This window comes from Klebsiella sp. EMBS2024, from assembly GCF_036233805.1.
GTDB classification, from domain to species: domain Bacteria; phylum Pseudomonadota; class Gammaproteobacteria; order Enterobacterales; family Enterobacteriaceae; genus Klebsiella; species Klebsiella pneumoniae.
In genome coordinates this window covers 4,715,103-4,739,498 of record NZ_JAZARW010000001.1, presented here as the reverse complement: position 1 = coordinate 4,739,498, position 24,396 = coordinate 4,715,103, and the positions used below count along the sequence as shown (strand labels likewise).

Genomic DNA, 24,396 nt, shown 5'->3' with positions numbered 1-24,396 from the left:
TGTCAGAACTTGTAACCGCGATGCAAAGCAACGATACCCGCCGTCAGGTTGTAGTAATCCACGTTTTCGAAGCCCGCATCCTGCATCATCCCTTTCAGGGTTTCCTGGTCCGGATGCATACGAATAGATTCCGCCAGGTAGCGATAGCTGTCGCCATCTTTTGCCACCAGCTCGCCCACCTTCGGCAGGATATGGAAGGAGTAAGCGTCGTAGGCTTTGCTCAGCGGTTCGATAATGGGTTTAGAAAACTCCAGCACCAGCAGACGTCCGCCCGGCTTCAGCACGCGGTACATCGAACGCAGCGCTTTCTCTTTGTCGGTCACGTTACGCAGACCGAAAGAGATGGTGATGCAGTCAAAGGTATTATCAGCAAAAGGCAGGGCTTCCGCGTTGGCCTGAACATACTCAACGTTGCCTACGATGCCGATATTGCGCAGCTTTTCGCGGCCCATTTTGAGCATAGAATCATTGATATCAGCAAGCATGACGCGGCCGGTTTCCCCTACCAGGCGGGAGAACTTGGCCGTCAAATCACCGGTACCACCAGCCAGATCCAGCACGGTCTGCCCGCGGCGTACGCCGCTGCAGTCGATGGTGAAACGCTTCCACAAACGATGGATCCCAAACGACATCAGGTCGTTCATCACATCATATTTTGCGGCCACAGAATGGAATACATGCGCCACCATATCTGCTTTCTGCTCTTTAGCGACCGTCTGAAAGCCAAAGTGCGTCGTTTCTTGTGAATCCTCAACCATCTCTATGCCTGCTTGCTTTTCAAGAAAATGTTCACTGAGTGTATCAGACTCAGCGCATTTCCCATACGTTTCAGCATGGCGGAGCCGCCTCCCGGCTACGCACCGTCTCGGCAGAGTCGGGTGAAAATGCGTCATTTTCCGGCAGGTTATCCTCATCTTCGAGACGATATTGCTCGTCCTGAGCCGTAGCTTGTTCGACTAAATCAGGATTAATCCCGCGCTTGACCTCCACGCCCAGGCCGCGAAAGGCCTCCGCCTGGGCCAGCAGATTGCCACGCCCGGAAGCGAGCTTTTTCATCGCCTGGCGATAGCTCTCTTGCGCCTTATCCAGGCTCTGGCCGATGGCGGACATATCATCCACAAACAGGCGCATTTTGTCGTAAAGGCGCCCCGCCCGCTCGGCAATCTTTTGCGCGTTACGACTCTGGTGCTCATAGCGCCACAGATTGGCGATAGTGCGCAGGGCTACCAGCAGCGTCGTCGGGCTAACCAGCATAATATTATTTTGCAGCGCCTCGCTGATGAGCTCAGGCTGGCGATCGATGGCCAGCAGGAACGCCGGCTCAACGGGAATAAACATCAGCACATAGTCGAGCGAGCGCAGGCCAGGCAGCTGTTGATAATCCTTGCGTCCCAGCAGGCGAATATGGTTTCGCACCGAGGCAAGGTGTTCCTGCAGCGCGACTTCGCGGGTGTAGTCGTCTTCGGCGTTGAAATAGCGCTCATAGGCGACCAGGGTCATTTTGGCGTCGATCACCACGTCCTTACCCTGCGGCAGGCGCACGATAACGTCCGGCTGCATCCGCGAGCGGTTGTCGGTCTCAATACTGACCTGAGTCTGGTACTCATAGCCTTCGCGCAGGCCGGAGGCCTCCAGCACGCGGGTTAAGACCACTTCCCCCCAGTTGCCCTGAGTTTTGTTATCCCCCTTCAGCGCTTTGGTCAGGTTCAGCGCCTCCTGTGCCATCTGCGCGTTCAACTGCTGCAGATTGCGGATCTCATGCGCCAGGGTATGTCTTTCACGCGCCTCCTGGCCAAAGCTCTCCTGCACCTGGCGGCGGAACCCGTCCAGCTGTTCGCGTAGCGGCGTCAGCAGGCCATGCAGGCTCTGGCGGTTTTGCTCATCGACCCGCCGGTTGCTGTGTTCGAAAATACGGTTGGCGAGGTTTTCAAACTGCTCGCTAAGGCGCTGCTCGCTGTTCATCATCTGGCGGATCTTATCTTCCGCATGCAGCTGGGTGGATTCGAGCCGGGTAGTGACCTCACGGAGATCGGCCTCGAGCGAGGTATTGATATCCCGTAGGCTGCGCAGCTCGTTGTTCAGCAGCTCACACTCCTCACGCCAGTGGGCCTCCTGCGCCAGTTGCTGGCGGGCGGCGCTCAGCTCAATATCCAACTCTCGCCGTTCCTCGATGAGATCGGCCCGAATTTGATCGGCGCGCGCTTTGGTCGCCAGCCAGCCGACCATTAACCCGGCTGCCAGTGCGATAACCGCGCTGATAATAATGGAGAGATCCACGACGCCCCCTGCGATAACCTGATGACACAAAATAGAATTGTGCTGTACAAACGTCCAGTTTAAAAGGAATTTCCTGCGAGAGGCGACGCAAAAAAGAAAGGCCGGAGGATCCGGCCTGACAGGGAAAGAGTTGAATTACAGCAGACGACGCGCCGCTTCCACGACGATTTTCACCGCGTGGCTTTCGGTTTGCTTCATGGTTTCGGCGTTAGGGATCTCTTGCTGGGTACGGTTCACGATAACCCCAGCCACCATCCCGGCGCGCAGGCCCTGGCTGGCGCACATGGTCAGCAGCGTGGCGGATTCCATTTCATAGTTCATCACGCCCATTGCCTGCCACTCTTCCATTGAGCCCTTGAAGCGGCTCACCACGNGGCCGGAGAAGGTGTCGTAACGCTCCTGGCCCGGGTAGAAGGTATCCGAGGAGGCAGTCACGCCGATATGGGTGGTGGCGCCGATTGATTTCGCCGCTTCCACCAGCGCGGTGGTACAGGCGAAGTCTGCGACGGCCGGGAACTCCATCGGCGCGAAGTGCAGGCTGGCGCCGTCCAGACGAACGGAGGCGGTAGTCACCAACACATCGCCAACGTTAATGTGCGGTTGAATCGCGCCGGTGGTGCCGATACGCAGGAAGGTACGCACCCCCAGCTGCGCCAGCTCTTCCACGGCGATGGAAGTCGACGGGCCGCCGATGCCGGTAGAGCAGACGATCACCGGTGTGCCGTCCAGCTCCGCGCGCCAGGAGGTAAATTCGCGGTGAGATGCCAGCTTAACCGGCTTATCCATCAGCGCGGCGATCTTTTCCACACGCTCCGGATCGCCAGGGACGATAGCCAGCGTAGCCCCTTGTAAATCGTTCTTGGTGAGGCCGAGATGAAAAACATCAGACTTGGACATAAAAAACTCCTCTGTGGGTCGAATTATCAGCAGAAGCAAAACGGTACTGTACAGAAGCCCCAGGCAACATTTTGTGATGATAGTCACCAAGACCAATAATGATTGCAGTTGTTTTTCAGTAAATAGTGATGCACATCACATTAACAAGTTATATTCATCATCACAGAACAAAAGATAGCCGCTTTCAGGCACTGTGCTTTATTACCGCCCGAACTAAAGGTAAAGGGTCTATAGTTACTGATGCGCTAATAAATAAGGGTACGGAGAATACCATGACCACCACCAAGCAACCTGGATTCGCACCTGCAGCTTCACCACACGCCGCAACCGCCGTTCATACGCCGGAAGAGCATATTATCGCCGGAGAGACGTCGATTCCCTCTCAGGGTGAAAACATGCCGGCCTACCACGCCCGCCCGAAAAATGCCGACGGTCCGCTGCCGATCGTTATCGTGGTACAGGAAATTTTCGGCGTGCATGAACATATTCGCGATCTTTGTCGCCGCCTGGCACAGGAAGGCTATCTGGCTATCGCGCCTGAATTGTACTTCCGTCAGGGCGATCCGAATGAGTACCACGATATCCCGACCCTGTTCAAAGAGCTGGTCAGCAAGGTGCCGGACGCGCAGGTGCTGGCGGATCTCGACCACGTCGCCAGCTGGGCGGCGCGCCACGGCGGCGATGCCCATCGTCTGCTGATCACCGGCTTCTGCTGGGGCGGACGCATTACCTGGCTGTATGCCGCGCATAACCCGCAGCTTAAAGCGGCAGTGGCCTGGTACGGTAAGCTGGTGGGAGAAAAATCACTGAATTCGCCGAAGCACCCGGTAGATATCGCCGTCGATCTCAACGCCCCGGTGCTTGGTCTGTACGGCGCTAAAGACGCCAGCATTCCGCAGGACACCGTCGAGACTATGCGTCAGGCGCTGCGGGCAGCCAACGCCACGGCGGAAATCGTGGTCTATCCCGAAGCCGATCATGCCTTTAACGCCGACTATCGCGCCAGCTATCATGAAGAGTCAGCCAAAGACGGCTGGCAGCGGATGCTCGCCTGGTTTGCTCAGTATGGCGGTAAAAAAGGGTAATCGCCCTAAGCATGAAAAAAGGAGGCAAATGCCTCCTTTTTGATTTTTCGCGTAACGATTAGGCGGACTGGCGCAGATTTCGCGCCGCTTGCACCATATTCGCCAGCGCGGCGCGGGTTTCCGGCCAGCCGCGAGTTTTCAGGCCGCAGTCCGGGTTAACCCACAGTCGCTCCACCGGGATACGCTGCGCAGCTTTCTTCAGCAGCGCTTCGATCCACTCCACGCTCGGCACGTTTGGCGAGTGAATATCATATACTCCCGGCCCGATCTCATTGGGGTACTCGAACGCTTCGAACGACTCCAGCAGCTCCATATCGGACCGCGAGGTTTCAATGGTGATCACGTCAGCGTCCAGCGCGGCAATGGAGTCCATGATGTCATTGAACTCGCAATAGCACATGTGGGTATGGATCTGCGTGTCGTCTTTGACGACCGCAGCATTAAGGCGGAAGGCTTCCACACCCCACTGCAGATAGGCATCCCAGTCGCTGCGCTTCAGCGGTAACCCTTCGCGCAGCGCCGGCTCATCAATCTGGATGATGCCGATCCCCGCCGCCTCCAGATCCGCCACTTCATCACGCAGGGCCAGCGCAATCTGTTTCGCGATGGTTTCACGGCTGACATCCTCCCGCGGGAAGGACCAGCACAGAATGGTCACCGGTCCAGTGAGCATCCCTTTCACCGGCTTGTCGGTCAGGGACTGCGCGTACTTCGCCCAGTCGACGGTGATCGCCTGCGGACGGCTGACGTCGCCGATCACCACCGGCGGCTTCACGCAGCGGGAACCATAGCTCTGCACCCAGCCGTTTTGCGTGAAGATAAAACCGTCCAGATGTTCGCCGAAGTATTCCACCATGTCGTTCCGCTCGGCCTCCCCGTGCACCAGTACGTCTAAACCTAACCGCTCCTGCTCGACGATCGCCTGCTTAATATGTTCCGCAATCCCCGTCCGATAATGACTGGCGTCAAGGTTACCCTTTTTGAAGTCCAGGCGCAGGCCGCGGATCTCGGTCGTTTGCGGGAATGACCCGATGGTGGTGGTCGGCCATTTCGGCAGGTTAAAGCGCTGGCGCTGTACCTGCGCGCGAACCTCATAGGGGCTGGCGCGCTGGCTGTCCTGAGCAGTGATCGCCGCCAGCCGTTTTTCCACCTCCGCGTTGTGCACGCGGGTCGAATGGCGACGGGCCTGGATTGGCGCGCTCCACTCGGTAATCGCCGCCGTATCGCCGCTGTTCAGCGCATCGCGCAGCAGCGCCAGCTCACCGCATTTCTGCAGCGCGAAGGCAAACCAGCTCTTCACTTCTGCATCAAGGCGCGTCTCCACGCTCAGATCGATCGGGCTATGCAGCAGAGAGCAGGATGACGCGACCCATAGCTCGCGCTTACCGACGAGGTCTTTAATTTGCGCATACTTTTCGGTGAGATCGGCGCGCCAGACGTTACGCCCATTGATCAAGCCCGCGGACAGCAGCCAGTCGGCCGGCAGGCGGTTGTGCAGTTCGGCAACATCATCTTTGCCGTGCACCAGATCGACGTGCAGCCCCTGGACCGGTAGCGCAGCAATGGTCGCGAGATTGTCGCTAACGCCTTCAAAATAGGTAGTCAGCAGCAGCTTCACCTGGCCCTGCAGGGCGTCATAAGCCGGTTGAAAGGCCTCCAGCCACGCTGGCGGCAGCTCCAGCACCAGCGCCGGTTCATCAATCTGCACCCAATCGATGCCGCGTTTCGCCAGTTCGGCCAGCACCTGCTGGTAAACCGGCAGGATGGCATTCAGCAGGGTCAGGCGGTCAAACGGTTCACCTTTCACTTTACCCAGCCACAGATAGGTTACCGGCCCCAGCAGCACGGGCTTGATCTTGTGGCCCAGCGCCAGCGCTTCGTCTACTTCATCCAGCAGTTGGGTCCAGCTCAGTTTGAACTGCTGGCCCTTCACGAACTCCGGCACCATATAGTGATAGTTGGTGTTAAACCATTTGGTCATTTCCGCAGCGGCGGCCGGTTCGCCAGTCGGCGCGCGGCCGCGGCCAATGCGGAACAGGGTATCGATGTCGATGGATCCGTCTTTGTTCTGATGACGAGCCGGCACGTTGCCAAGCAGCAGGCTGGTAGTCAGAACATGGTCGTACCAGGCGAAATCCCCCACCGGCAGCAGATCAACGCCCGCCTGTTTCTGCTGCTCCCAGTGACGGGCGCGCAGCTCACGGCCTACCGCCAGCAGTTCCTCGCGAGTGGCGTTGCCCGCCCAGTAGCTCTCTTGCGCTTTTTTCAGCTCGCGGCGCAGGCCAACGCGAGGAAAACCGAGGGTGTGGTTAATAATTGTCATTTTTGTTCCTCTCTTATTTCATTGAATCTGAAGAAAAAATCTCAATAGTTCGGCTTGCCGGAAGGCGGCAACGATGCGCATCCCCAGGAGCTTACTGAAGGAAGTGACTGGGGTAAGCAAGGCAGCCAACGCATATGCAAGTCGAAATATGACGAGTTTTAGACGTCCAGATGTTTACACATCCATAATTGACAGTTACTGTATATTCCTCAAGCGCAAATTGCTCATGGCGAAGTGAAGGACTTTCATGATCGAAATTAAACATCTGAAAACGCTGCAAGCGTTGCGGAACAGCGGTTCACTGGCGGGTGCGGCAGCGGCCCTGCACCAGACCCAGTCCGCCTTGTCTCACCAGTTCAGCGATCTGGAACAGCGCCTTGGCTTTCGTCTCTTTGTGCGTAAGAGCCAGCCGCTGCGTTTTACTCCTCAGGGGGAAATCCTCTTACAGCTGGCCAACCAGGTGCTGCCGCAGATCGCTCGCGCCCTGCAGGACTGTAACGAACCACAGCAGACCCGGCTGAGGCTGGCTATCGAATGTCACAGCTGTATTCAGTGGCTGACGCCGGCGCTGGAGAATTTCCGCGCCCGCTGGCCACATGTGGAGGTCGACTTCCATTCCGGCGTCACCTTCGACCCACAGCCTGCGCTGCAGCAGGGTGAACTGGATCTGGTGATGACCTCCGATATTCTGCCGCGCAGCGGCCTGCACTACTCGCCGATGTTTGATTTTGAGGTGCGTCTGGTGCTGGCGCCCGAGCATCCGTTAGCTATGAAGACGCAGGTTACCCCGGAGGCTCTGGCCGCGGAAACGCTGTTGATTTATCCCGTGCAGCGCGGGCGCCTCGATATCTGGCGCCACTTCCTGCAGCCGGCCGGCATCAGCCCGCAGCTGAAAAGCGTCGATAACACGCTGTTGTTGATCCAGATGGTGGCTGCCCGGATGGGCATCGCCGCGCTGCCGCACTGGGTGGTGGAAAGTTTTGAACGCCAGGGCCTGGTGGTCACCAAAACCCTGGGTGAGGGATTATGGAGCCGGTTGTACGCGGCCGTTCGCGATGGCGAACAGCGTCAACCGGTCACCGAAGCGTTTATTCGCTCTGCGCGGAACCACGCCTGCGATCATCTGCCGTTTGTCCGGAGTGCGGAGCGACCCAGCGGCGATGGACCCACAGCGAGGCCAGGATCACCAACGCTCCGCTAATAAAGCTCGGCCAGTGCGGCTGCTCCTGCCAGATGGCAAGGTTAACCAGCAGCCCGGCGGGGACATGGACGTTATTCATGATCCCCAGCGTGCCGGCATCCACCTGGGTGGCGCCATAGTTCCACATAAAGTAACCCAGCCCGGAAGCCACCACGCCGAGCCACACCAGCACGCTCCACTGCAGCGTGGTGGTCGGCAGCTTCTGGGCGTTGCCGAGCATAAACCACGCCGCCACCGCCACGATAAAGGCCCCGACATAGAACCAGGCAAAGGCATTGTGCTGCGGCATCGGACGCACCTCCATCAGACGCTTATACCCCACCATACCGATGGCGAAGCAGAGGTTTGACAGCTGTACCAGTAACAGCCCGGTCCAGAAATGATCGCTGACTTTGTCATAGCGGATAATCGCCGCCCCCAGCACCGCCAGCGCGGCACTCAGCAGATAGCCCCAGCGCAGCTTACGTCCGCTGAGCAGGTCGTAGATCAGTGTGATATACAGGGGAGTAAACACGGTAAACAGCAGAAATTCCGAGACCGTCAGATAGAGATAGGCGCGGAAAGCCAGCAGGTACATGATGCCTAGCTGCATCGCGCCCACCAGCATATAGAGCACGATCGTGCGCGGCGACTGGCCGCGCGTGCGCAGGAAAGGCAGGAACACCAGCGCCGCCAGGCCCACGCGCATCAGCACCGAAAAATAGCTGTCGACGCTACCGGCCAGGTATTCGCCAATCAGGCTAAAAGAAAAGGCCCACAGGATAGTGGTGATAATTAACAGCGCCACAATGGTCGTCTCGTTGGATAAAGAACAGGCATTGTAGCGAAGAGTCAGGTTGACGACTGGACACTTATTCGCCAGTCGTCAATCTTTTTCAGTCGAGGTATAGCTTACGCAGGTAGTTCGGGACAGCATCGTCGGCGTTACTGCCGATCACTTCCAGTTCCGGATGCAGATCCTTCAGCCGCTGGTGGGCGTTGGCCATGATGCAGCCTTTGCCAGCCATCGACAGCATCTCAGCGTCGTTCATACCGTCGCCGAAGGCGATGCAATCGGAAAGAGTGTAGCCGAGCATCTTCGCCACCGCCTCCAGCGCATGCCCCTTCGATACCCCACCCGCCATAACTTCCAGGCAGGTTAAGGTGGAGAAGCTAACGTTCACCCGATCGCCCCAGCGGGCGTTCATCGCCTGCTCCAGCGGCAGCAGATGCTCATGATCCTCGCAGGTAAAGAATACTTTGCTGATCCCCTGCGGATCCAGTTCGCCCGGCTCATACAGCTTGTAGTTAAACACCGCCTCCTTGAAGAAGCGCATCTCTTCCGGACGATGGCGGTTCATATACCACTCGTCTTCCCGATAAACGTTAGTGACGATTTTCGGGTCGTTACGCACGATCTCAAACAGGTCGGCGGCAATATCGCGATCGAGGTTATGGGCAAAGATTTGCTGACCATCGCTATCGTGAACGCGGGCGCCGTTAGAGGTGATCATGTACGACCGGATGCCGAGATTATCGCGGATTTGCCCGACGTCGATGTAGTGACGGCCGGTGGCGAAGACGAAATTGATCCCACGGGCGGTAAGCAGCTTCAGCGTCTCTTTGGCATACGGGGTCAGGAAATGATCGGGAGAAAGCAGCGTGCCGTCTAAATCAGACGCAACAACCTGGTACATAAAAAAGTTAACCTCTAAGCAGGGCGACGAGCGTTATCGTCGGATTAAGTATGTCGATTGAAAAACTCGACGATGGCATTGAGCGCGACTGAGCGCATAGCGTCCTTTTCAAAAAGGATCTCATGATATGCCCCTTCAATGACGAGCGGCTTACCGCCCTCACAGGGATGGCCGGCAGCGGCCCGTAATTCGCAATAGCGGTCGTGCATCAGATTATCGACCACCCGCTCCTCCTCCGCCTGTAAAAGCAGCGTCGGGGCGGTATCTTTTTCCACATTCGCCAGCACTTCGTCGCCGGCCAGCATGCCCTCACGCACCCAGTGCCAGGTCGGACCGCCGACCTGCAGCCGCGGCTCATCGGCATAGAAGCGCAGGTTGCGACGATAGCGTTGCCGACTGTGCGTCAGCACGTTAACGGCAAAAGGCAGCGCCCGCCAGCGCCCGGTGCCGATGGCATACTCTTCGCGAATGCGCTGATGGCCCTCAGCCCAGTCGAGAATATGGCGCACCATCCAGTCCGGCAGCCGAATGATAATCCCGAACATCGGCGCGCAGAGCGCTATTGCATCGCAATGCGCCCGGTAACGTTGCAGAAAAAGCGTGGCAATCGCTCCGCCCATAGAATGGGCAAGAATAAACCGTTTTCGCCAGTGTCCAGGAACCACCTGCTGCTGCCAGAGCGCGGCCAGGTCATCAACATAGTCGCTGAAGTTAACCACGTGTCCGCGGTGGGTATCTGAGAGCAGGCGGCCCGAGCGTCCCTGCCCGCGATGGTCAATGATCATCACGTCAAAGCCGCAGTGAAAGAGATCGTAGGCCACTTCAGCATACTTCACGTAGCTTTCAATGCGCCCGGGGCAAATCAACACCAGACGATCGTTATGTTGCGCGCAAAAGCGGACAAAGCGTACCGGTACATCGTCGACGCCTTTAAATTCAGCTTCTTCGCGCTGTCGCCAGAAATCCGTCAGCGGCCCCATGCTAAAGGCCGCAAACGCGTTTTCTCGTGTTTCCCAGTCCTTTTTCTGCCCAAACATCGGGTTTACACCCCTGTTAACCGCTGAAAATCGTTTTTTTACCGTGTATCACACAATACTGACACAATAGCGTATTGTGGCATAAAAACAGACAATCAGGGAGTTTCTCATGACCATTGAGTGGTGGTTCGCCTACCTGCTGACATCAATTATTCTCAGCCTGTCGCCGGGTTCCGGAGCGATTAATACCATGACCACTTCCATTAACCACGGATACCGCGGCGCGGCGGCGTCGATTGCCGGTTTGCAGACTGGGCTGGCCATTCATATCGTGCTGGTTGGCGTTGGTCTCGGCACTCTCTTCTCCCGCTCAGTGCTGGCCTTTGAGGTGCTGAAATGGGCCGGCGCCGCCTACCTGATCTGGCTGGGTATCCAGCAATGGCGGGCGGCAGGGGCGATCGACCTGAATACGCTGGCGAAGGCGCAGACGCGCGGCAAACTGTTTCAGCGCGCGGTGTTCGTAAATCTCACCAATCCCAAAAGCATTGTTTTTCTGGCCGCCCTGTTTCCGCAGTTTATCCTGCCGCACCAGCCGCAGGTGATGCAATATATCGTTCTGGGCGTCACCACCATCGTCGTCGATATCATTGTGATGATTGGCTATGCGACCCTGGCGCAGCGCATTTCCGCATGGATCAAAGGGCCAAAGCAGATGAAGGCGTTGAACAAAGTCTTTGGTTCACTGTTTATGCTGGTCGGGGCGCTGCTCGCCTCCGCCCGCCATGCCTGAATCATGGAATCTCGCTCGCAAAGAGAGGCTCGCCAGGTGAACAACGCTTTCTCTCTGCGCGAGCCGGCGCGCAAAGTGGGTAATTAATTTTTTTGCCCGCTGTCGGCGCTGAACCCGCCGTGCCAGGATGCCGCCAGATACGTGATTCACGGATGAACGGCAATGGCGGAAACGGCGACCCCTCATGATGCGGTATTTAAAACTTTTCTCTCACGGGTAGAGACGGCGCGCGATTTTATCGAGCTCCACCTGCCTCCGTCGTTAACACAGATCTGCAAACTGGACACCCTGCGTCTGGAATCCGGCAGCTTTCTCGAAGACGATCTCAGGCCTTACTACAGCGATATCCTTTATTCGCTGGAAACCACCCGCGGTGCGGGCTATGTCCATGTTCTGATCGAGCACCAGAGCGCACCCGATAAGCTGATGGCCTTTCGCTTAATGCGCTATGCCATCGCCGCCATGCAGCGGCACCTGGAGAGCGGCCATAAAACGCTGCCTCTGGTTATCCCTATTCTCTTCTATCAGGGACGACGCAGCCCCTATCCCTGGTCGATGCGCTGGCTGGATAATTTTGCCGATCCTGAGACCGCCAGCCAGCTCTATAGCGGGGCGTTTCCGCTGGTCGATATCACGGTGATCCCCGACGACGACATCATGCAGCACCGCAGCATGGCAGCCCTGACGCTGGTGCAAAAGCACATCCGCCAGCGCGATATGGCGCAATTGCTGGATAAGTTGACCCACCTCTTAATGCTGGAGCAGATGAGCGGACAACAAATCACCGTATTGGTAAACTATATGGCTCAGGCAGGGGATGCCGAAGATACTCGGACACTCTTGTACGGGCTGGCACAGCGCGTGCCGCAGCATGGAGGATTACTGATGACGCTGGCGGAAACATGGCTTGCAGAAGGTATGGAGAAAGGCGTACAGCAAGGCATAAAAGAAGGGAAACACCAGGCTCTGGTGCAGGTTGCCGAAGCGATGCGCAATCGCGGTATTGATGACCAGGCGATTATGGAAATGACCGGTCTGTCTGAAGACGAGCTGCAGCGGCTTCGCCACTGATACTTTCCCACCCGGAAACAACCGGGTGGGAAACAGCATGCCGGTTAACGCGAGATAATCAGGTGGATGCCGAAGCCCGCAAACAGCGTACCGGCGATACCGTCGATCCACTTCGCCATCCGCTGATAGCCGCGGCGCATCCCCGGCAGGGCGAACAGGCTGGCAACCACCATAAACCAGGCCAGCGTCTCAACGATAATCAGCAGGAAAATGCCCCAGCGCGCGCCGGCGCCGACGCTGTCACCCACGAACAGCGAAAACACCGAGCCGAAGTAGATAATCGCTTTCGGATTCGCCAGATTGGTCAGCAATCCCTTCACGAAGCTGCGTCCGCTGCGGGCCAGCTCCACCTGCGGCTCCGCCGAGGCCACCTTCTCTTTTTTCAGCGCGCCACGCAGCATCTGGTAGCCCATCCAGCATAGATACAGGCCCCCGCCGACCATTATAATGTTATGCAGCCACGCCATCCGGGCGAGGATCAGGTTCAGGCCGAGCAGCGCCACTCCCGCCCAGACCATGACGCCGCAGGTGATCCCCAGCACACCCATCATCGCCTCTCTGCGCGAGCGGCTGATGGCCGTTTGTGAGACAAAGAAAAAGTCCGGCCCCGGGCTCATCAGCGCAATGATATGCACCAGCGCCACGGTGAGGAAAAGCATCAGCATAGTTAACTCGCAGGAAAATAATGAAGAGAGAAACTATTCTGGCACTTTTTCAGCCAGCTGACTACTCATCGTCGCCATCAACATGCGCCCGAATCAGCGCCATAAACGGCTTCCCGAAACGCTCGAGCTTGCGTGTCCCCACGCCGTTGACGCTGAGCATTTCGCCGGCGGTCAGCGGCGATTGTTCGGCCATCTCGATAAGCGTCGCGTCGTTGAAGACCACATATGGCGGGATGTTCTCTTCGTCGGCGATCGCTTTACGTAATTTGCGCAGCTTGGCGAACAGTTTACGGTCGTAATTGCCGCCAAAGGATTTCTGCATCGCCTTTGGCTTCAGCGCCACGATACGCGGCACGGCGAGCTGCAGCGGCACTTCGCCACGCAGCACCGGTCGCGCGGCTTCGGTCAGCTGCAGCGCGGAGTGCTGGGCGATATTCTGCGTCACCAGCCCAAGGTGGATCAGCTGGCGGATCACGCTCACCCAGTGCTCGTGACTTTGCTCCCGGCCGATACCGTAAACCGGCAGCTTATCATGGCCCATCTCTCGGATGCGCTGGTTGTTGGCCCCGCGCAGGACCTCCACCACGTAACCCATTCCGAAGCGTTGATTGACCCGGTAAATCGTTGAAAGCGCCTTGCGGGCGTCCATTAAGCCATCGTACTGCTTTGGCGGGTCAAGACAGATATCGCAGTTGCCGCACGGCTCCTGACGCCCTTCGCCAAAATAGTTCAGCAGCACCAGACGGCGACAGGTCTGCGCTTCGGCAAACGCCCCCATCGCATTCAGCTTATGCCGTTCGATATCCTGTAGCGGCCCGGCGGGTTTTTCTTCCAGACAGCGGCGCAGCCACGCCATATCCGCCGGATCGTAAAACAGCATCGCTTCCGCCGGCAGGCCATCACGCCCGGCGCGGCCGGTCTCCTGATAGTAGGATTCAATATTGCGCGGAATATCAAAATGCACCACAAAGCGGACGTTCGGCTTGTTAATGCCCATCCCGAAGGCCACCGTCGCCACCACGATCTGCAGATCGTCGCGCTGGAATTTCTCCTGCACCTCGGCGCGCACGTCGTTTTCCAGACCGGCATGGTAAGCCGCCGCGCTAATACCGCGGCTTTGCAGCCTGGCGGCGGTGTCTTCCACTTTCGAACGGCTGTTGCAGTAGATAATGCCCGATTTGCCGCGCTGATCCTGAACGTAGCGCATCAGCTGATCGAGCGGCTTGAATTTCTCCATCAGCATATAGCGGATGTTTGGCCGGTCGAAGCTGCTGACCTGAATCAGCGGATCGTTAAGCCCCAGCAGGCGGACGATATCGCGGCGGGTGGTATCATCGGCGGTGGCGGTCAACGCCATAAACGGGATCTGCGGCATCCGCTGACGCAGCTGGCCCAGCGCGGCATATTCCGGACGGAAGTCATGGCCCCACTGCGAGATACAGTGCGCCTCGTCTACCGCCAGCATCGCCAGGTTCCAGTTCGCCAGATGCTCAAGAAAGTTATCCAGCATCAGCCGTTCCGGCGCGATATACAGCAGACGAACCTGCCCGCTGCGGCAGCCGGCCATCACCTCCTGCTGCTGCTCACGGCTTTGCGTCGAGTTCAGACAAGCCGCCGCCACGCCGTTGGCCAGCAGCTGATCGACCTGGTCCTTCATCAGCGAGATCAGCGGTGAGACCACGACCGTCAGACCGCCCATGACCAGCGCCGGCACCTGATAGCACAGCGACTTGCCGCCACCGGTCGGCATGACCACCAGGCAGTCCCGGCCTTCGAGCGCCGTCTCGATAATCGTTTCCTGGCCAGGACGGAACTGCTGGTAGCCGAAGGTCTCTTGTAAAACCTGCTTAGCCAGCGATTCCTGATTTAATACTTCCGCCTGTGCCACGTTGACCCCATTTGCCTGAAAAGAAAACAGGCGCTATTTTCAGCGCCTGCGAGCCAGAGTGCAACGATTAAAACAGATCGTTGAGCATTAGCCCGACGCCGACGCGCGTTTGGTTAAAGTTATAGTCGATAAGCGACTCGCCATAGCCGCTGTAGATCTGCGTATAGGCGCGAACATGTTTGGTAATGGGATAGCTCACGCCAAGTTCCGCCCCGCCGTAGCCGGTGTTCCAGTTGTATTGCCCCTGCGCGCTGAGGATCGCCTCTCCCAGCTGGTAGCCCACCTTCAGCCGGTAATAGCCCATATATTTGGTGATATCCGGGTTATCATCGGTGTTGCCCACCACATACCAGGGCTTCACTTCCACCAGCCAGTTACCGTTTTGCGCCATCAGGCGGGCATAAAGCCGATTCCAGCTGCGCGAGGTGGGGTCGGAACGCCCATTCGAGTCGTGGTTATACCCCATCTCGATATCGCGCAGCGTCCAGCCGGCAAACTGGTAGTCGGTCGCAAAGCCCAAAAACAGCTGGGGTTCATAATTGGTTTCGCGAAACGGCGCCGACTCTTTGCTGTTAGAGAGCTGCCACCAGGATTTCTGGGTATAGGACGCGCCCAGCAGCGAATTATCGCCCAGGATACCGCGCCACAGCGGGAACGCCAGGCTTAGCTGAAACTTCACTTCATCTTTACGGGCATTTTCGGCCCAGTCATAGCTGCGGATCGCCTCTTTATTGAGGTCGCTGGTCCACGTATAGAGCAGATAGTTGCTCTCATAAGGGTAGAGCAGGAAAGGATTATCATGGTCCTGGAGCAGGTTGGCGATAATGCTGCCGCGCACTGCCGGTTTGTCGTGTACCGACGCGTCCTGCGCCATAACACCGGCCGGTAGCGCGCACAGCGCCACCAGGCAGGCCAAAGAGATACGCATGCTGGTCTCCTGAAAAATAGTTTTTATTTTTGTTTAACCTGAAGCCATTCTACCTGTTTATTAATCACCTGCCCCCTAATCCGCTCCGAAAGTGGAAATCAATATTTTAGAAGCATAAAATCAACATTTTATTAACGAATGGAACCGGTGTTATGTCTGAACTTACTGCCGAAGCAGCCCTGAAACTGGTAGGGGAGATTTTCGTCTATCACATGCCGTTTAACCGCGCCCTCGGTCTCGAACTGGAACGCTACGAAAAAGCGTTTGCCCAGCTTAGCTTTAATAATCAGCCGATGATGGTCGGCAACTGGGCGCAAAGCATTCTGCATGGCGGGGTGATCGCCTCCGCGCTGGACGTTGCCGCTGGCCTGGTCTGCGTCGGCAGTACCCTTACCCGCCATGACACCATCAACGAAGAAGAGTTGCGCCAACGGCTTTCCCGTATGGGAACCATCGACCTGCGCGTGGACTACCTGCGTCCGGGCCGCGGCGAACGTTTTACCGCCACCAGCACCCTGCTGCGCGCCGGCAATAAAGTGGCGGTTGCCCGCGTGGAACTGCATAACGAAGCTCAGGTCTATATTGCCAGCGCAACGGCCACCTATATGGTGGGTTGATTGGCCAAAATCGAGTAACATCACTCTCTTTGGCAATGGATTTTACCGATGGATGCGAAACAGACGCGGTTGGGGATCATTCTGGCCCTCGCCGCCTACTTTATCTGGGGTATCGCGCCAGCGTACTTCAAACTTATCTACTATGTTCCCGCCGATGAAATTTTGACCCATCGCGTGATCTGGTCTTTCTTCTTCATGGTGGCGCTCATCAGCGTCAGCCGCCAGTGGCCACAGGTGAAAAAGCTGCTGAAAACGCCGCGCAAGATCTTCCTGCTGGCGCTCTCGNCAGTGCTGGTCGGCGGTAACTGGCTGTTGTTCATCTGGGCGGTGAATAACCACCATATGCTGGAAGCCAGCCTCGGCTACTTTATCAACCCGCTGGTGAATATTTTGTTGGGGATGATTTTCCTCGGCGAACGCTTCCGTCGTCTGCAGTGGCTGGCGGTGCTCCTCGCCTTTTGCGGCGTGCTGGTCCAGCTGTGGACCTTTGGTTCGCTGCCGATAATCGGTCTTGGGCTGGCTTTCAGTTTTGCCTTTTACGGCCTGGTGCGAAAGAAAATTGCTGTCGATGCGCAAACCGGCATGCTGGTGGAAACGCTGTGGCTGCTGCCGGTGGCGGCAATCTGGTTGTTCGGCATCACCGACAGCCCGACCAGCCATATGGGCGAGAACCCCTGGTCGCTCAATCTGCTGCTGATGGCCGCGGGCGTGGTGACCACCATCCCTTTACTGTGCTTTACCGGGGCGGCAACGCGTCTGCGGCTCTCCACGCTGGGCTTTTTCCAGTACATCGGCCCAACGCTGATGTTCCTGCTGGCGGTGACGTTCTACGGCGAAGTGCCGGGCAAGGATAAAATGGTGACCTTTGGCTTTATCTGGGTCGCGCTGGCGGTGTTTATCGTCGATGCGCTGTATACCCAGCGCCGGTTGCGCAGAGGCTAAGCCTGCATCAGCCAGTAAAGAAGGGAGCCGACGCTCCCTTTTTTTACAGCCAGTTTTTACGCTTGAAGTAGAGATATGGCGCCAGGCCGGCCAGCATCATAAACACGATGGCTCCCGGATAACCAAAGCTCCAGTGTAGTTCCGGCATAAATTCAAAGTTCATCCCGTAACTGGAGGCCACCAGAGTTGGCGGCAGGAATACCACCGAGACCACCGAGAAGATCTTGATGATGCGGTTCTGCTCGATATTGATAAAACCCATCGCCGCCTGCATCAGGAAGTTCACCTTCTGGAACAGCGATTCGTTGTGCGGCAGCAGAGATTCGATATCGCGCAGGATCTCCCGCGCCTGCTCCAGCTGGCCCGCCGGCAGGCGCGCCTTGCGCACGAGGAAGTTCAGCGCGCGCTGGGTATCCATCAGACAGAGTCGCACCTTCCAGCCGATATCTTCCAGTTCCGCCAGCGTCGACAGCGCTTCATCGTACTCGTCGCCCTGATGGCCTTCCATAATGACACGGCTCAGCTTTTCCAGGTCGCTGTAGATGTTTTCAATTTCATCCGCCAGCTGCTCGATTTTGGTCTCGAACAGGTCGAGCAGCAGTTCGTAGGCGTTGCCGTCGACCAGCGTCTGGTTACGCACGCGCATACGGTAGAGGCGGAAAGCGGGTAGTTCGCGCTCGCGCAGTGTGAACAGGCGGCCTTCGCGGATGGTAAACGCCACGGTAGAGTTGCCGGCGTGATCGTCGGCATCTTCAAAAAAGAAGAACGAGTGGATGTGTAACCCGTCTTCATCTTCAAAGAAACGCGCGGAGGCTTCGATATCTTCCAGTTCCGGGCGCGTCGCCAGGTTTTGACCCAGTTCCGTCTGCACGCGGCTTCGCTCATCGTCGTCAGGCTCGACCAGATCGACCCACACCGAGCTGGCGAGGTGTTTGATCTCATCGGCTTCCAGGCGCGTTAAACGATTGTTTTCCAGTTGAAATGCGCTCAGCATGACCGGGACTCCCAATGCAAAAAAATTATCGGACAGTTCGGTGGGCACACAGAAACAAATTGGGTTTCAGACCATTAAGCCTGACTCAGCGCGACGGGAATGGGGCAGGTCGCTGACAACCGCTAAGGCTATCAGCATAAGAGGATAGCCTTAGGAGTTGTTCCTGAATGACAGGAAGTTGAGCCAGCATCTACTGGGTGTGTCCAAGGCGAATGTCCTCTTAGCGTAATCGTGCGCGCATGTTACGCCAGCGCAAAATCGGCGTCAACACGCAACGGAACGCGAAAGCGCAAATCAGGCGCCTTAACGTATAAAGGTAGCAGAATATTACAAAATAATGATATTTTTCTTAAAGTTACACTGCCTCCAGCCGGGCGTAAGCCGCCACCAGCCATTTGATTCCCTGGCCCTGAAAAGCCACCTGCAGTCGGCAGTGCTCGCCGCTGCCTTCGAGGTTGACAATAGTGCCTTCGCCAAACTTCGGATGCCGTACGCGCTGGCCTAACTTGTAGCCGGTATCGCTCTCGGCAATCGGCGCGCCCAGTCGCTGATGGTTTACCGGGCGGCTCACCGTGGCTCGCAGACGCACTTCTTCTACGCACTCCTGCGGCAGCTCGCCGATAAAGCGCGACGGGCGGTGATAAACCTCTTTCCCGTACAGACGGCGGGTTTCCGCATAGGTCAGCGTCAGCTTCTGCATGGCGCGCGTTACGCCGACGTAGGCCAGGCGACGCTCCTCCTCCAGGCGGCCGCCTTCATCAAGGGCCATCTGGCTCGGGAACATCCCTTCTTCGACGCCGACGATGAACACCTGCGGGAACTCCAGCCCTTTCGCCGAGTGCAGGGTCATCAGCTGAACCGCGTCCTGCCAGGTGTCCGCCTGCCCCTCGCCCGCTTCCAGCGCGGCGTGGGAGAGGAACGCCTGCAGCGGCATCAGATCTTCATCTTCTTCGTTGTAGCTGAACTGGCGCGTCGCCGTCACCAGCTCCTCTAAGTTTTCAATACGGGTCTGGCCCTTCTCGCCTTTCTCCTGCTCGTACATCGCGCGCAGGCCGGAGTCTTTAATCACCCGATCGGTCTGAACGTGCAGCGGCATATCGGTGGTCTCCTGCGCCAGCGCGTCAATCAGCTCCATAAAGCGCTGCAGGGCGCTGGCGGCGCGACCGGCCAGCGCTTTTTCTTTCAATAGCTCGCGACTGGCCTGCCATAGCGTCAGCTGGCGATCGCGCGACGTCTGGCGCACCACGTCCAGCGTGCGGTCGCCAATGCCGCGGGTCGGCGTATTGACTACGCGCTCAAAGGCCGCGTCGTCGTTGCGGTTGGCGATAAGGCGCAGGTAAGAGAGCGCGTCTTTGATTTCCTGACGCTCGAAGAAGCGCATGCCGCCGTAGATACGGTACGGCATGCTGGCCTGCAGGAGGGCCTCTTCCAGCACGCGCGACTGGGCGTTACTGCGATAGAGAATGGCGCATTGCTCCAGCGCGCCGCCGTTCTCCTGCCAGGTTTTAATTCGGTTCACCACAAAGCGCGCTTCGTCGAGATCGTTGAAGGCGCAGTACAGCGAAATCGGCTCGCCGTCGGCGCCGTCGGTCCACAGCTTTTTGCCCAGCCGACCGTTGTTGTTTTCAATCAGGGCGTTGGCAGCGCTGAGAATATTGCTGGTCGAGCGATAGTTCTGCTCCAGGCGGATGGTTTCCGCGCCGGGGAAGTCGTTAAGGAAGCGCTGAATGTTCTCGACCTGCGCGCCGCGCCAGCCATAGATAGACTGATCGTCATCGCCGACGATCATCACCTTGCCGGTATCGCCCGCCAGCAGGCGGATCCAGGCGTACTGAATGTTGTTGGTATCCTGGAATTCATCGACGAGGATATTGGTGAAGCGCTCGCGGTAGTGCTGCAGGATATGCGGTTTGTTCAGCCACAGCTCGTGGGCGCGCAGCAGCAGCTCGGCGAAGTCCACCAGCCCGGCGCGGTCGCAGGCTTCCTGATAGGCCTGATAGACCTTCTGCCAGGTCTGCTCGACCGGATTGCCGTAGCTCTGAATATGATGCGGGCGCAGCCCTTCATCTTTCTGGCTGTTGATGTACCACATCGCCTGGCGCGGCGGCCACTGTTTCTCATCGAGGTTCATCGCCTTAATCAGACGCTTCAGCAGACGCAGCTGGTCTTCGCTGTCGAGGATTTGAAAGTCCTGCGGCAGGTTGGCATCCAGATGGTGCGCGCGCAGCAAACGGTGCGCCAGGCCGTGGAAGGTGCCCACCCACATGCCGCCCTGGGTGGTGCCCATCAGCTGGCCGATACGGTGACGCATCTCCGCCGCCGCTTTGTTGGTAAAGGTCACCGCCATAATGGAATACGGGGAACAGTTCTCCACGCTCAGCAGCCAGGCGATACGGTGCACCAGAACGCGCGTCTTACCACTGCCCGCCCCTGCCAGAACCAGCATATTGGTGCGCGAGGCCGCTACGGCTTCACGCTGTTTGTCATTAAGGCTGTCGAGCAGGTAAGAAACGTCCATTGGCACCGCCGGAAGAGAAGGGGTTCCACGAACCCCTGTTAATATATACAGAGTGACTGGTGATTATATCAGCGAGGTCAGAGATGCCAACCGTGAAATTTCAATATGCGGCAGCAGGCGGCTGTCCGCGGTGTGCATCAGGTCCGCGCCCTGCGGTTTGATCCAGCAGGCCTGCATCCCACAGCGAATAGCGCCGGCCACGTCGGTGGTCAGATCATCGCCGACGTGCAGAATCTGCCCGAGCGGCACATTCAGACGCTCCGCCGCAAGGTGGTACATGTCGGCAAACGGCTTGGAGCGGCCATCCGGCCCGGCGCGCAGCACGAAGCGGAAATAGTCGCTCAGACCGAACAGTTCCGGGCGGGCGTTGCCATTGGTAATCGCCACCAGAGGCCACTTCTTCGCCAGCTTCGCCAGCGTATCGTGCGTTTCCTGCGGGACATCGACGCGGCTGCGCCAGTGGGCGAAGTGTTCCATCGCCGCATCGGCCCCCGCTTTCGCCGCTTCGGCGGAGAGCCCGGCATTACGCATACCTAACTCCAGCGCACGGTGGCGCCAGACGGTCACGTCATGATAAATCTCAGGTTCAGCAGCCAGCAGCGTCTGACGCAGCTGATTAAGCTCATGGGCGTCGAACTGGCTGAGCGAAGGATGGTAGCTGCGCACAAAGGCCAGCGACTCGTGCATCGTCCGGTCAATCACCGGGCGGTTATCGTAAAGGGTATCGTCCAGGTCAAACGTCAGCGCGGAAATCTGGCCCAGAGGTCGGTAAAAACGCATTATTTCCCCCGTTTAGCGCGCGGATGCGCGGCATCGTACACCGAGGCAAGGTGTTGAAAATCAAGATGGGTATAGATTTGGGTGGTGGAGAGGTTAGCATGCCCCAGCAGCTCCTGCACGCCGCGCAGATCGCCGCTCGACTCCAGCATATGGGTGGCAAAGGAGTGGCGCAGCTTGTGCGGGTGCACATGGCTGTTCAGCCCCTGCTTAATGCCCCACTCGGCGAATCGCTTCTGTACGTTGCGCGCCGAAATACGTTTGCCCAGCTTCGACAAAAACAGCGCGTCGTCATCGGTACCGAACAGGCCGCGCAAATCCAGCCAGTGCTCAATCCATGCCACCGCGTTGCGACCGATCGGCAAACGACGCTCCTTGCTGCCTTTGCCCATCACCCAGACCTCACCGCTTTCGAGATCGAGGTGTTTGATATCCAGGTTGACCAGTTCGGACAAACGCAATCCCGCGCCGTACATCACCTCCAGCATCGCCCGATCGCGCACCGCCAGCGGATCGTTGAGATCGATATCCAGCAGTCGATTGACGTCATCGACGTCAATATTTTTTGGCAGGTGGCGGGGAATTTTCGGCGCGGCAATCCCCTTCGCCGGATTGGCGCTGAGCTCGCCCTGACCGACCAGCCAGTCGAAGAAACTGCGCAGCGCCGACAGGCGAAGCGCCAGGCTTGCCGGGCCTAACCCCGCGCGGCGACTACGCACCGCAAAGCTTCGCACCTGAGCGGCATCGCACTGCGACCAGCTTTTCAGGCCCGCCTCATCCGCCAGGGCGATCAGCGCGTCCAGCTGTCGCTGGTAATTCAGTAACGTGATCGGGCTGAGCTGGCGTTCAACGCCAAGATGGCGAAGAAAGCGGGCGACGGCGGAGAAGAGAGGAGAATCGGTCATGCGCGTTCAATCCAGCGCTCCAGCAGGCCGGGCAGCATCTGGGCAATCTCCTGCAACAGCTGCGTCCCCTGCCCTGGCTGATAATGCTGCGCATCGCGGCTGCTGAAGAGCATCACCCCCGGGGCATTATCGCCCCCCAGCAGCGATATCGCCACAGACCCAATGGCCTTCGCCTCCGGCAGCACCACCAGCAGCTCCGGGCCGTTCAGCGGCCCAAGATAGTGGCGCGCCTGGCCCAGACGTTGAATACGGATCGGCTCAAACGCCTGCCGGTTTAATGCCAGATGGGTAAACTTCGAGGGCGCGCCGAGGCGCCAGCAGTCAGGAAACAGGCGCACCGTGGCGCCCGCCAGCCCCAGCTCGCGTGCCCAGCGGTGAAGGCGGTTGAGCATATCGTCGAGGCTCTCCGCCGCCGCCAGCCGCGTTTGCAGCTGCAGCAGGCGCTGGAACAGGCTTTCATTAGCGACCGCCTGCTCCATCAGCAGCGACATATTCTCTTCCAGCACATGAATATGGTTACGCGCCCGCATCATGTGCCACTCCACCAGCGAAATCGTACCGCGTACCGGATGCGGGACGCGGAGATGTTCGACCTGGGCGGCATTACGAATAAAAAATTCAGGATGTTGCAACAGATAGTCCACCACTGCGCGATCGTTCAACGCGCTGGCAACCTCCTGCTGTTCTTCCCCGATTGGTTTCATAAATGAATAAATCCATCATAGACATGGGCCGCCGGGCCGGTCATAAACAGCGGCTGGCCCGGGCCTTTCCAGGCGATATCAAGTCGACCGCCGGGTAATTCCACGCGTACCGTTTCCGCCAGCAGCCCCTGCTGGATCCCCACCGCCACCGCGGCGCAGGCGCCGCTGCCGCAGGCCTGGGTTTCCCCCGCGCCGCGTTCGTAGACGCGCAGACGGATATGAGACCGGCCGACCACCTGCATAAAGCCGATATTGGCGCGCTCCGGAAAACGCTCATGGCTTTCCATCACCGGGCCGAGAGTTTCCACCGCCGCCGTATCCACATCATCAACCTGGATGACGCAGTGCGGATTTCCCATGGACACCACGCCGCACAATACTGTCTGCTCGGCGGCACGCATGATATAGGTCTTTTCCGCTTTGTTGGCGCGGAACGGCACCTGGGACGGCTCGAAGTTGGGCTCGCCCATGTTCACCCGCACCAGATCGTCTTCCGTTACGCTTAATACCATACGCCCGTTGGCCGTACTCACGCGGATATCACGTTTATTGGTCAGGCCTTTCAGCCGGACGAAGCGGGCAAAACAGCGCGCGCCGTTGCCGCACTGCGACACTTCGCTGCCGTCGGCGTTAAAGATCCGGTAGTGGAAATCCAGATCCGGATCGTAGGGCGGTTCGACGACCAATAGCTGATCGAACCCGACGCCAAGGTGGCGATCCGCCAGGCGGCGAATCAGCTCCGGCGAGAAAAAAACATTCTGCGTTACCGCGTCAACGACCATAAAATCGTTGCCAAGGCCATGCATTTTAGAGAACTGCATCATCTACTCCAGTTGCGCGGAACAGAACGTTATCGTTAGTAATTGACCTGGCTCGGACCACCGGTATCGCCACGATCGTTACGATCCGGCGTTGCGCTCTGAATGCCAGGGTTAACCGGTTTGGTCGGCGGCGGCGCGGTTTTGTCCGCCGGTGGGAAATAGAGAGGCCCTTTCAGACCGCAGCCGGTCAGGCTGAAGATCGCAAACAAAACGGCAAGCGTAGGAAAAACGTTTTTCATTGATAGTTGCCCGTGATTCATTCTTTCTGCTTTCTATCATCGCAGGAGAAGACGTAAAAGCAAGCCTTTAGCATCCGACTGCGCGCGCTTTTGTTTCGCGC

At 58.0% G+C, this 24,396-nt stretch carries 24 protein-coding genes; 6 read left to right on the top strand and 18 right to left on the bottom strand.

Going from position 1 to position 24,396, the window contains the following annotated elements; translation table 11 throughout:
- Positions 1–2: 2 nt before the first annotated feature.
- The 3 genes from ubiE to udp all read right to left on the bottom strand — a co-directional run bounded on the left by ubiE (position 3) and on the right by udp (position 3,174).
- Positions 3–758 (bottom strand): bifunctional demethylmenaquinone methyltransferase/2-methoxy-6-polyprenyl-1,4-benzoquinol methylase UbiE, encoded by a 756-nt coding sequence (gene ubiE, locus VZP09_RS21735; RefSeq protein WP_002883421.1) that lies wholly within the window; start codon positions 756–758, stop codon positions 3–5.
- A gap of 70 nt (positions 759–828) precedes the next feature.
- Entirely contained in the window at positions 829–2,277 is a 1,449-nt protein-coding gene (rmuC, locus tag VZP09_RS21730) for a DNA recombination protein RmuC (RefSeq protein WP_004895061.1), read from the bottom strand.
- A gap of 135 nt (positions 2,278–2,412) precedes the next feature.
- Positions 2,413–3,174, bottom strand: a complete 762-nt coding sequence (gene udp, locus VZP09_RS21725) for a uridine phosphorylase (RefSeq protein WP_328795404.1) — start codon at positions 3,172–3,174, stop codon at positions 2,413–2,415.
- Between the two features lie 272 nt (positions 3,175–3,446).
- On the opposite strand from udp, the gene VZP09_RS21720 reads away from it, so the two are divergent.
- A complete protein-coding gene (locus VZP09_RS21720; protein WP_002883417.1) occupies positions 3,447–4,259 on the top strand; it encodes a dienelactone hydrolase family protein in 813 nt (270 codons plus the stop codon).
- A gap of 58 nt (positions 4,260–4,317) precedes the next feature.
- Here VZP09_RS21720 and metE read toward each other — a convergent pair whose 3' ends face one another.
- Entirely contained in the window at positions 4,318–6,582 is a 2,265-nt protein-coding gene (gene metE / locus VZP09_RS21715; protein ID WP_109963944.1) for a 5-methyltetrahydropteroyltriglutamate--homocysteine S-methyltransferase, read from the bottom strand.
- 247 nt (positions 6,583–6,829) lie between these two features.
- Between metE and metR the strand changes: the two genes are divergently transcribed.
- Entirely contained in the window at positions 6,830–7,783 is a 954-nt protein-coding gene (metR, locus tag VZP09_RS21710; RefSeq protein ID WP_117259668.1) for an HTH-type transcriptional regulator MetR, read from the top strand.
- Here the strand turns inward: metR and VZP09_RS21705 are convergent.
- The 3 genes from VZP09_RS21705 to pldB all read right to left on the bottom strand — a co-directional run bounded on the left by VZP09_RS21705 (position 7,671) and on the right by pldB (position 10,496).
- Positions 7,671–8,570, bottom strand: a complete 900-nt coding sequence (locus VZP09_RS21705; RefSeq protein ID WP_002883414.1) for a carboxylate/amino acid/amine transporter — start codon at positions 8,568–8,570, stop codon at positions 7,671–7,673. The genes metR and VZP09_RS21705 overlap by 113 nt on opposite strands.
- Positions 8,571–8,658: 88 nt before the next feature.
- Complete coding sequence (gene yigL / locus VZP09_RS21700) at positions 8,659–9,459, bottom strand: sugar/pyridoxal phosphate phosphatase YigL (RefSeq protein WP_002883413.1); 801 nt, start codon at positions 9,457–9,459, stop codon at positions 8,659–8,661.
- A gap of 44 nt (positions 9,460–9,503) precedes the next feature.
- A complete protein-coding gene (gene pldB / locus VZP09_RS21695; protein ID WP_002883412.1) occupies positions 9,504–10,496 on the bottom strand; it encodes a lysophospholipase L2 in 993 nt (330 codons plus the stop codon).
- 109 nt (positions 10,497–10,605) lie between these two features.
- On the opposite strand from pldB, the gene rhtB reads away from it, so the two are divergent.
- Both rhtB and VZP09_RS21685 read left to right on the top strand, forming a co-directional pair.
- Positions 10,606–11,226, top strand: coding sequence for a homoserine/homoserine lactone efflux protein (gene rhtB, locus VZP09_RS21690; RefSeq protein ID WP_004181651.1), 621 nt, complete (start codon positions 10,606–10,608; stop codon positions 11,224–11,226).
- A gap of 162 nt (positions 11,227–11,388) precedes the next feature.
- Complete coding sequence (locus VZP09_RS21685) at positions 11,389–12,297, top strand: Rpn family recombination-promoting nuclease/putative transposase (RefSeq protein WP_023317407.1); 909 nt, start codon at positions 11,389–11,391, stop codon at positions 12,295–12,297.
- 44 nt (positions 12,298–12,341) lie between these two features.
- On the opposite strand, the gene rhtC is transcribed toward VZP09_RS21685, so the two are convergent.
- The 3 genes from rhtC to pldA all read right to left on the bottom strand — a co-directional run bounded on the left by rhtC (position 12,342) and on the right by pldA (position 15,778).
- Positions 12,342–12,962, bottom strand: a complete 621-nt coding sequence (gene rhtC, locus VZP09_RS21680) for a threonine export protein RhtC (RefSeq protein WP_004152056.1) — start codon at positions 12,960–12,962, stop codon at positions 12,342–12,344.
- Between the two features lie 61 nt (positions 12,963–13,023).
- On the bottom strand, positions 13,024–14,850 hold the full coding sequence (gene recQ / locus VZP09_RS21675) for an ATP-dependent DNA helicase RecQ (protein WP_004152055.1): 1,827 nt from the start codon (positions 14,848–14,850) through the stop codon (positions 13,024–13,026).
- Between the two features lie 67 nt (positions 14,851–14,917).
- Positions 14,918–15,778, bottom strand: a complete 861-nt coding sequence (gene pldA, locus VZP09_RS21670) for a phospholipase A (RefSeq protein ID WP_002883408.1) — start codon at positions 15,776–15,778, stop codon at positions 14,918–14,920.
- Positions 15,779–15,930: 152 nt separating this feature from the next.
- Between pldA and yigI the strand changes: the two genes are divergently transcribed.
- Both yigI and rarD read left to right on the top strand, forming a co-directional pair.
- On the top strand, positions 15,931–16,395 hold the full coding sequence (gene yigI / locus VZP09_RS21665; RefSeq protein ID WP_002883404.1) for an acyl-CoA thioesterase YigI: 465 nt from the start codon (positions 15,931–15,933) through the stop codon (positions 16,393–16,395).
- A gap of 48 nt (positions 16,396–16,443) precedes the next feature.
- Entirely contained in the window at positions 16,444–17,337 is an 894-nt protein-coding gene (gene rarD, locus VZP09_RS21660; RefSeq protein ID WP_328795402.1) for an EamA family transporter RarD, read from the top strand.
- Positions 17,338–17,380: 43 nt separating this feature from the next.
- On the opposite strand, the gene corA is transcribed toward rarD, so the two are convergent.
- The 8 genes from corA to lptM all read right to left on the bottom strand — a co-directional run bounded on the left by corA (position 17,381) and on the right by lptM (position 24,295).
- A complete protein-coding gene (gene corA, locus VZP09_RS21655) occupies positions 17,381–18,331 on the bottom strand; it encodes a magnesium/cobalt transporter CorA (RefSeq protein WP_002883400.1) in 951 nt (316 codons plus the stop codon).
- Between the two features lie 150 nt (positions 18,332–18,481).
- Positions 18,482–18,538, bottom strand: a complete 57-nt coding sequence (gene ysgD, locus VZP09_RS24910) for a YsgD/CorL family protein (RefSeq protein ID WP_349815745.1) — start codon at positions 18,536–18,538, stop codon at positions 18,482–18,484.
- 148 nt (positions 18,539–18,686) lie between these two features.
- A complete protein-coding gene (gene uvrD / locus VZP09_RS21650; protein ID WP_064153661.1) occupies positions 18,687–20,849 on the bottom strand; it encodes a DNA helicase II in 2,163 nt (720 codons plus the stop codon).
- Between the two features lie 63 nt (positions 20,850–20,912).
- Positions 20,913–21,629, bottom strand: coding sequence for a 5-amino-6-(5-phospho-D-ribitylamino)uracil phosphatase YigB (gene yigB / locus VZP09_RS21645; protein WP_002883397.1), 717 nt, complete (start codon positions 21,627–21,629; stop codon positions 20,913–20,915).
- The gene (xerC, locus tag VZP09_RS21640; RefSeq protein WP_002883396.1) at positions 21,629–22,531 is read right to left on the bottom strand and encodes a tyrosine recombinase XerC; all 903 of its coding nucleotides are present in this window, start codon (positions 22,529–22,531) and stop codon (positions 21,629–21,631) included. The genes yigB and xerC overlap by 1 nt, the downstream gene beginning before the upstream one ends.
- Entirely contained in the window at positions 22,528–23,235 is a 708-nt protein-coding gene (locus VZP09_RS21635; RefSeq protein ID WP_002883395.1) for a DUF484 domain-containing protein, read from the bottom strand. The genes xerC and VZP09_RS21635 overlap by 4 nt, the downstream gene beginning before the upstream one ends.
- On the bottom strand, positions 23,232–24,056 hold the full coding sequence (dapF, locus tag VZP09_RS21630; protein WP_002883394.1) for a diaminopimelate epimerase: 825 nt from the start codon (positions 24,054–24,056) through the stop codon (positions 23,232–23,234). Before dapF ends, VZP09_RS21635 begins: the two co-directional genes overlap by 4 nt.
- Before the next feature lie 35 nt (positions 24,057–24,091).
- A complete protein-coding gene (gene lptM / locus VZP09_RS21625; protein WP_002883392.1) occupies positions 24,092–24,295 on the bottom strand; it encodes an LPS translocon maturation chaperone LptM in 204 nt (67 codons plus the stop codon).
- Between the last annotated feature and the right edge of the window lie 101 nt (positions 24,296–24,396).

Excerpts from the sequence above, each read along its gene's own strand:
- ubiE (WP_002883421.1), bottom strand. The coding sequence starts at position 758 with ATGGTTGAGGATTCACAAGAAACGACGCACTTTGGCTTTCAGACGGTC.
- VZP09_RS21720 (WP_002883417.1), top strand. The coding sequence starts at position 3,447 with ATGACCACCACCAAGCAACCTGGATTCGCACCTGCAGCTTCACCACAC.
- metE (WP_109963944.1), bottom strand. The coding sequence starts at position 6,582 with ATGACAATTATTAACCACACCCTCGGTTTTCCTCGCGTTGGCCTGCGC.
- metR (WP_117259668.1), top strand. The coding sequence starts at position 6,830 with ATGATCGAAATTAAACATCTGAAAACGCTGCAAGCGTTGCGGAACAGC.
- yigL (WP_002883413.1), bottom strand. The coding sequence starts at position 9,459 with ATGTACCAGGTTGTTGCGTCTGATTTAGACGGCACGCTGCTTTCTCCC.
- pldB (WP_002883412.1), bottom strand. The coding sequence starts at position 10,496 with ATGTTTGGGCAGAAAAAGGACTGGGAAACACGAGAAAACGCGTTTGCG.
- rhtB (WP_004181651.1), top strand. The coding sequence starts at position 10,606 with ATGACCATTGAGTGGTGGTTCGCCTACCTGCTGACATCAATTATTCTC.
- VZP09_RS21685 (WP_023317407.1), top strand. The coding sequence starts at position 11,389 with ATGGCGGAAACGGCGACCCCTCATGATGCGGTATTTAAAACTTTTCTC.
- rhtC (WP_004152056.1), bottom strand. The coding sequence starts at position 12,962 with ATGCTGATGCTTTTCCTCACCGTGGCGCTGGTGCATATCATTGCGCTG.
- pldA (WP_002883408.1), bottom strand. The coding sequence starts at position 15,778 with ATGCGTATCTCTTTGGCCTGCCTGGTGGCGCTGTGCGCGCTACCGGCC.
- yigI (WP_002883404.1), top strand. The coding sequence starts at position 15,931 with ATGTCTGAACTTACTGCCGAAGCAGCCCTGAAACTGGTAGGGGAGATT.
- corA (WP_002883400.1), bottom strand. The coding sequence starts at position 18,331 with ATGCTGAGCGCATTTCAACTGGAAAACAATCGTTTAACGCGCCTGGAA.
- uvrD (WP_064153661.1), bottom strand. The coding sequence starts at position 20,849 with ATGGACGTTTCTTACCTGCTCGACAGCCTTAATGACAAACAGCGTGAA.
- yigB (WP_002883397.1), bottom strand. The coding sequence starts at position 21,629 with ATGCGTTTTTACCGACCTCTGGGCCAGATTTCCGCGCTGACGTTTGAC.
- xerC (WP_002883396.1), bottom strand. The coding sequence starts at position 22,531 with ATGACCGATTCTCCTCTCTTCTCCGCCGTCGCCCGCTTTCTTCGCCAT.
- VZP09_RS21635 (WP_002883395.1), bottom strand. The coding sequence starts at position 23,235 with ATGAAACCAATCGGGGAAGAACAGCAGGAGGTTGCCAGCGCGTTGAAC.
- dapF (WP_002883394.1), bottom strand. The coding sequence starts at position 24,056 with ATGCAGTTCTCTAAAATGCATGGCCTTGGCAACGATTTTATGGTCGTT.
- lptM (WP_002883392.1), bottom strand. The coding sequence starts at position 24,295 with ATGAAAAACGTTTTTCCTACGCTTGCCGTTTTGTTTGCGATCTTCAGC.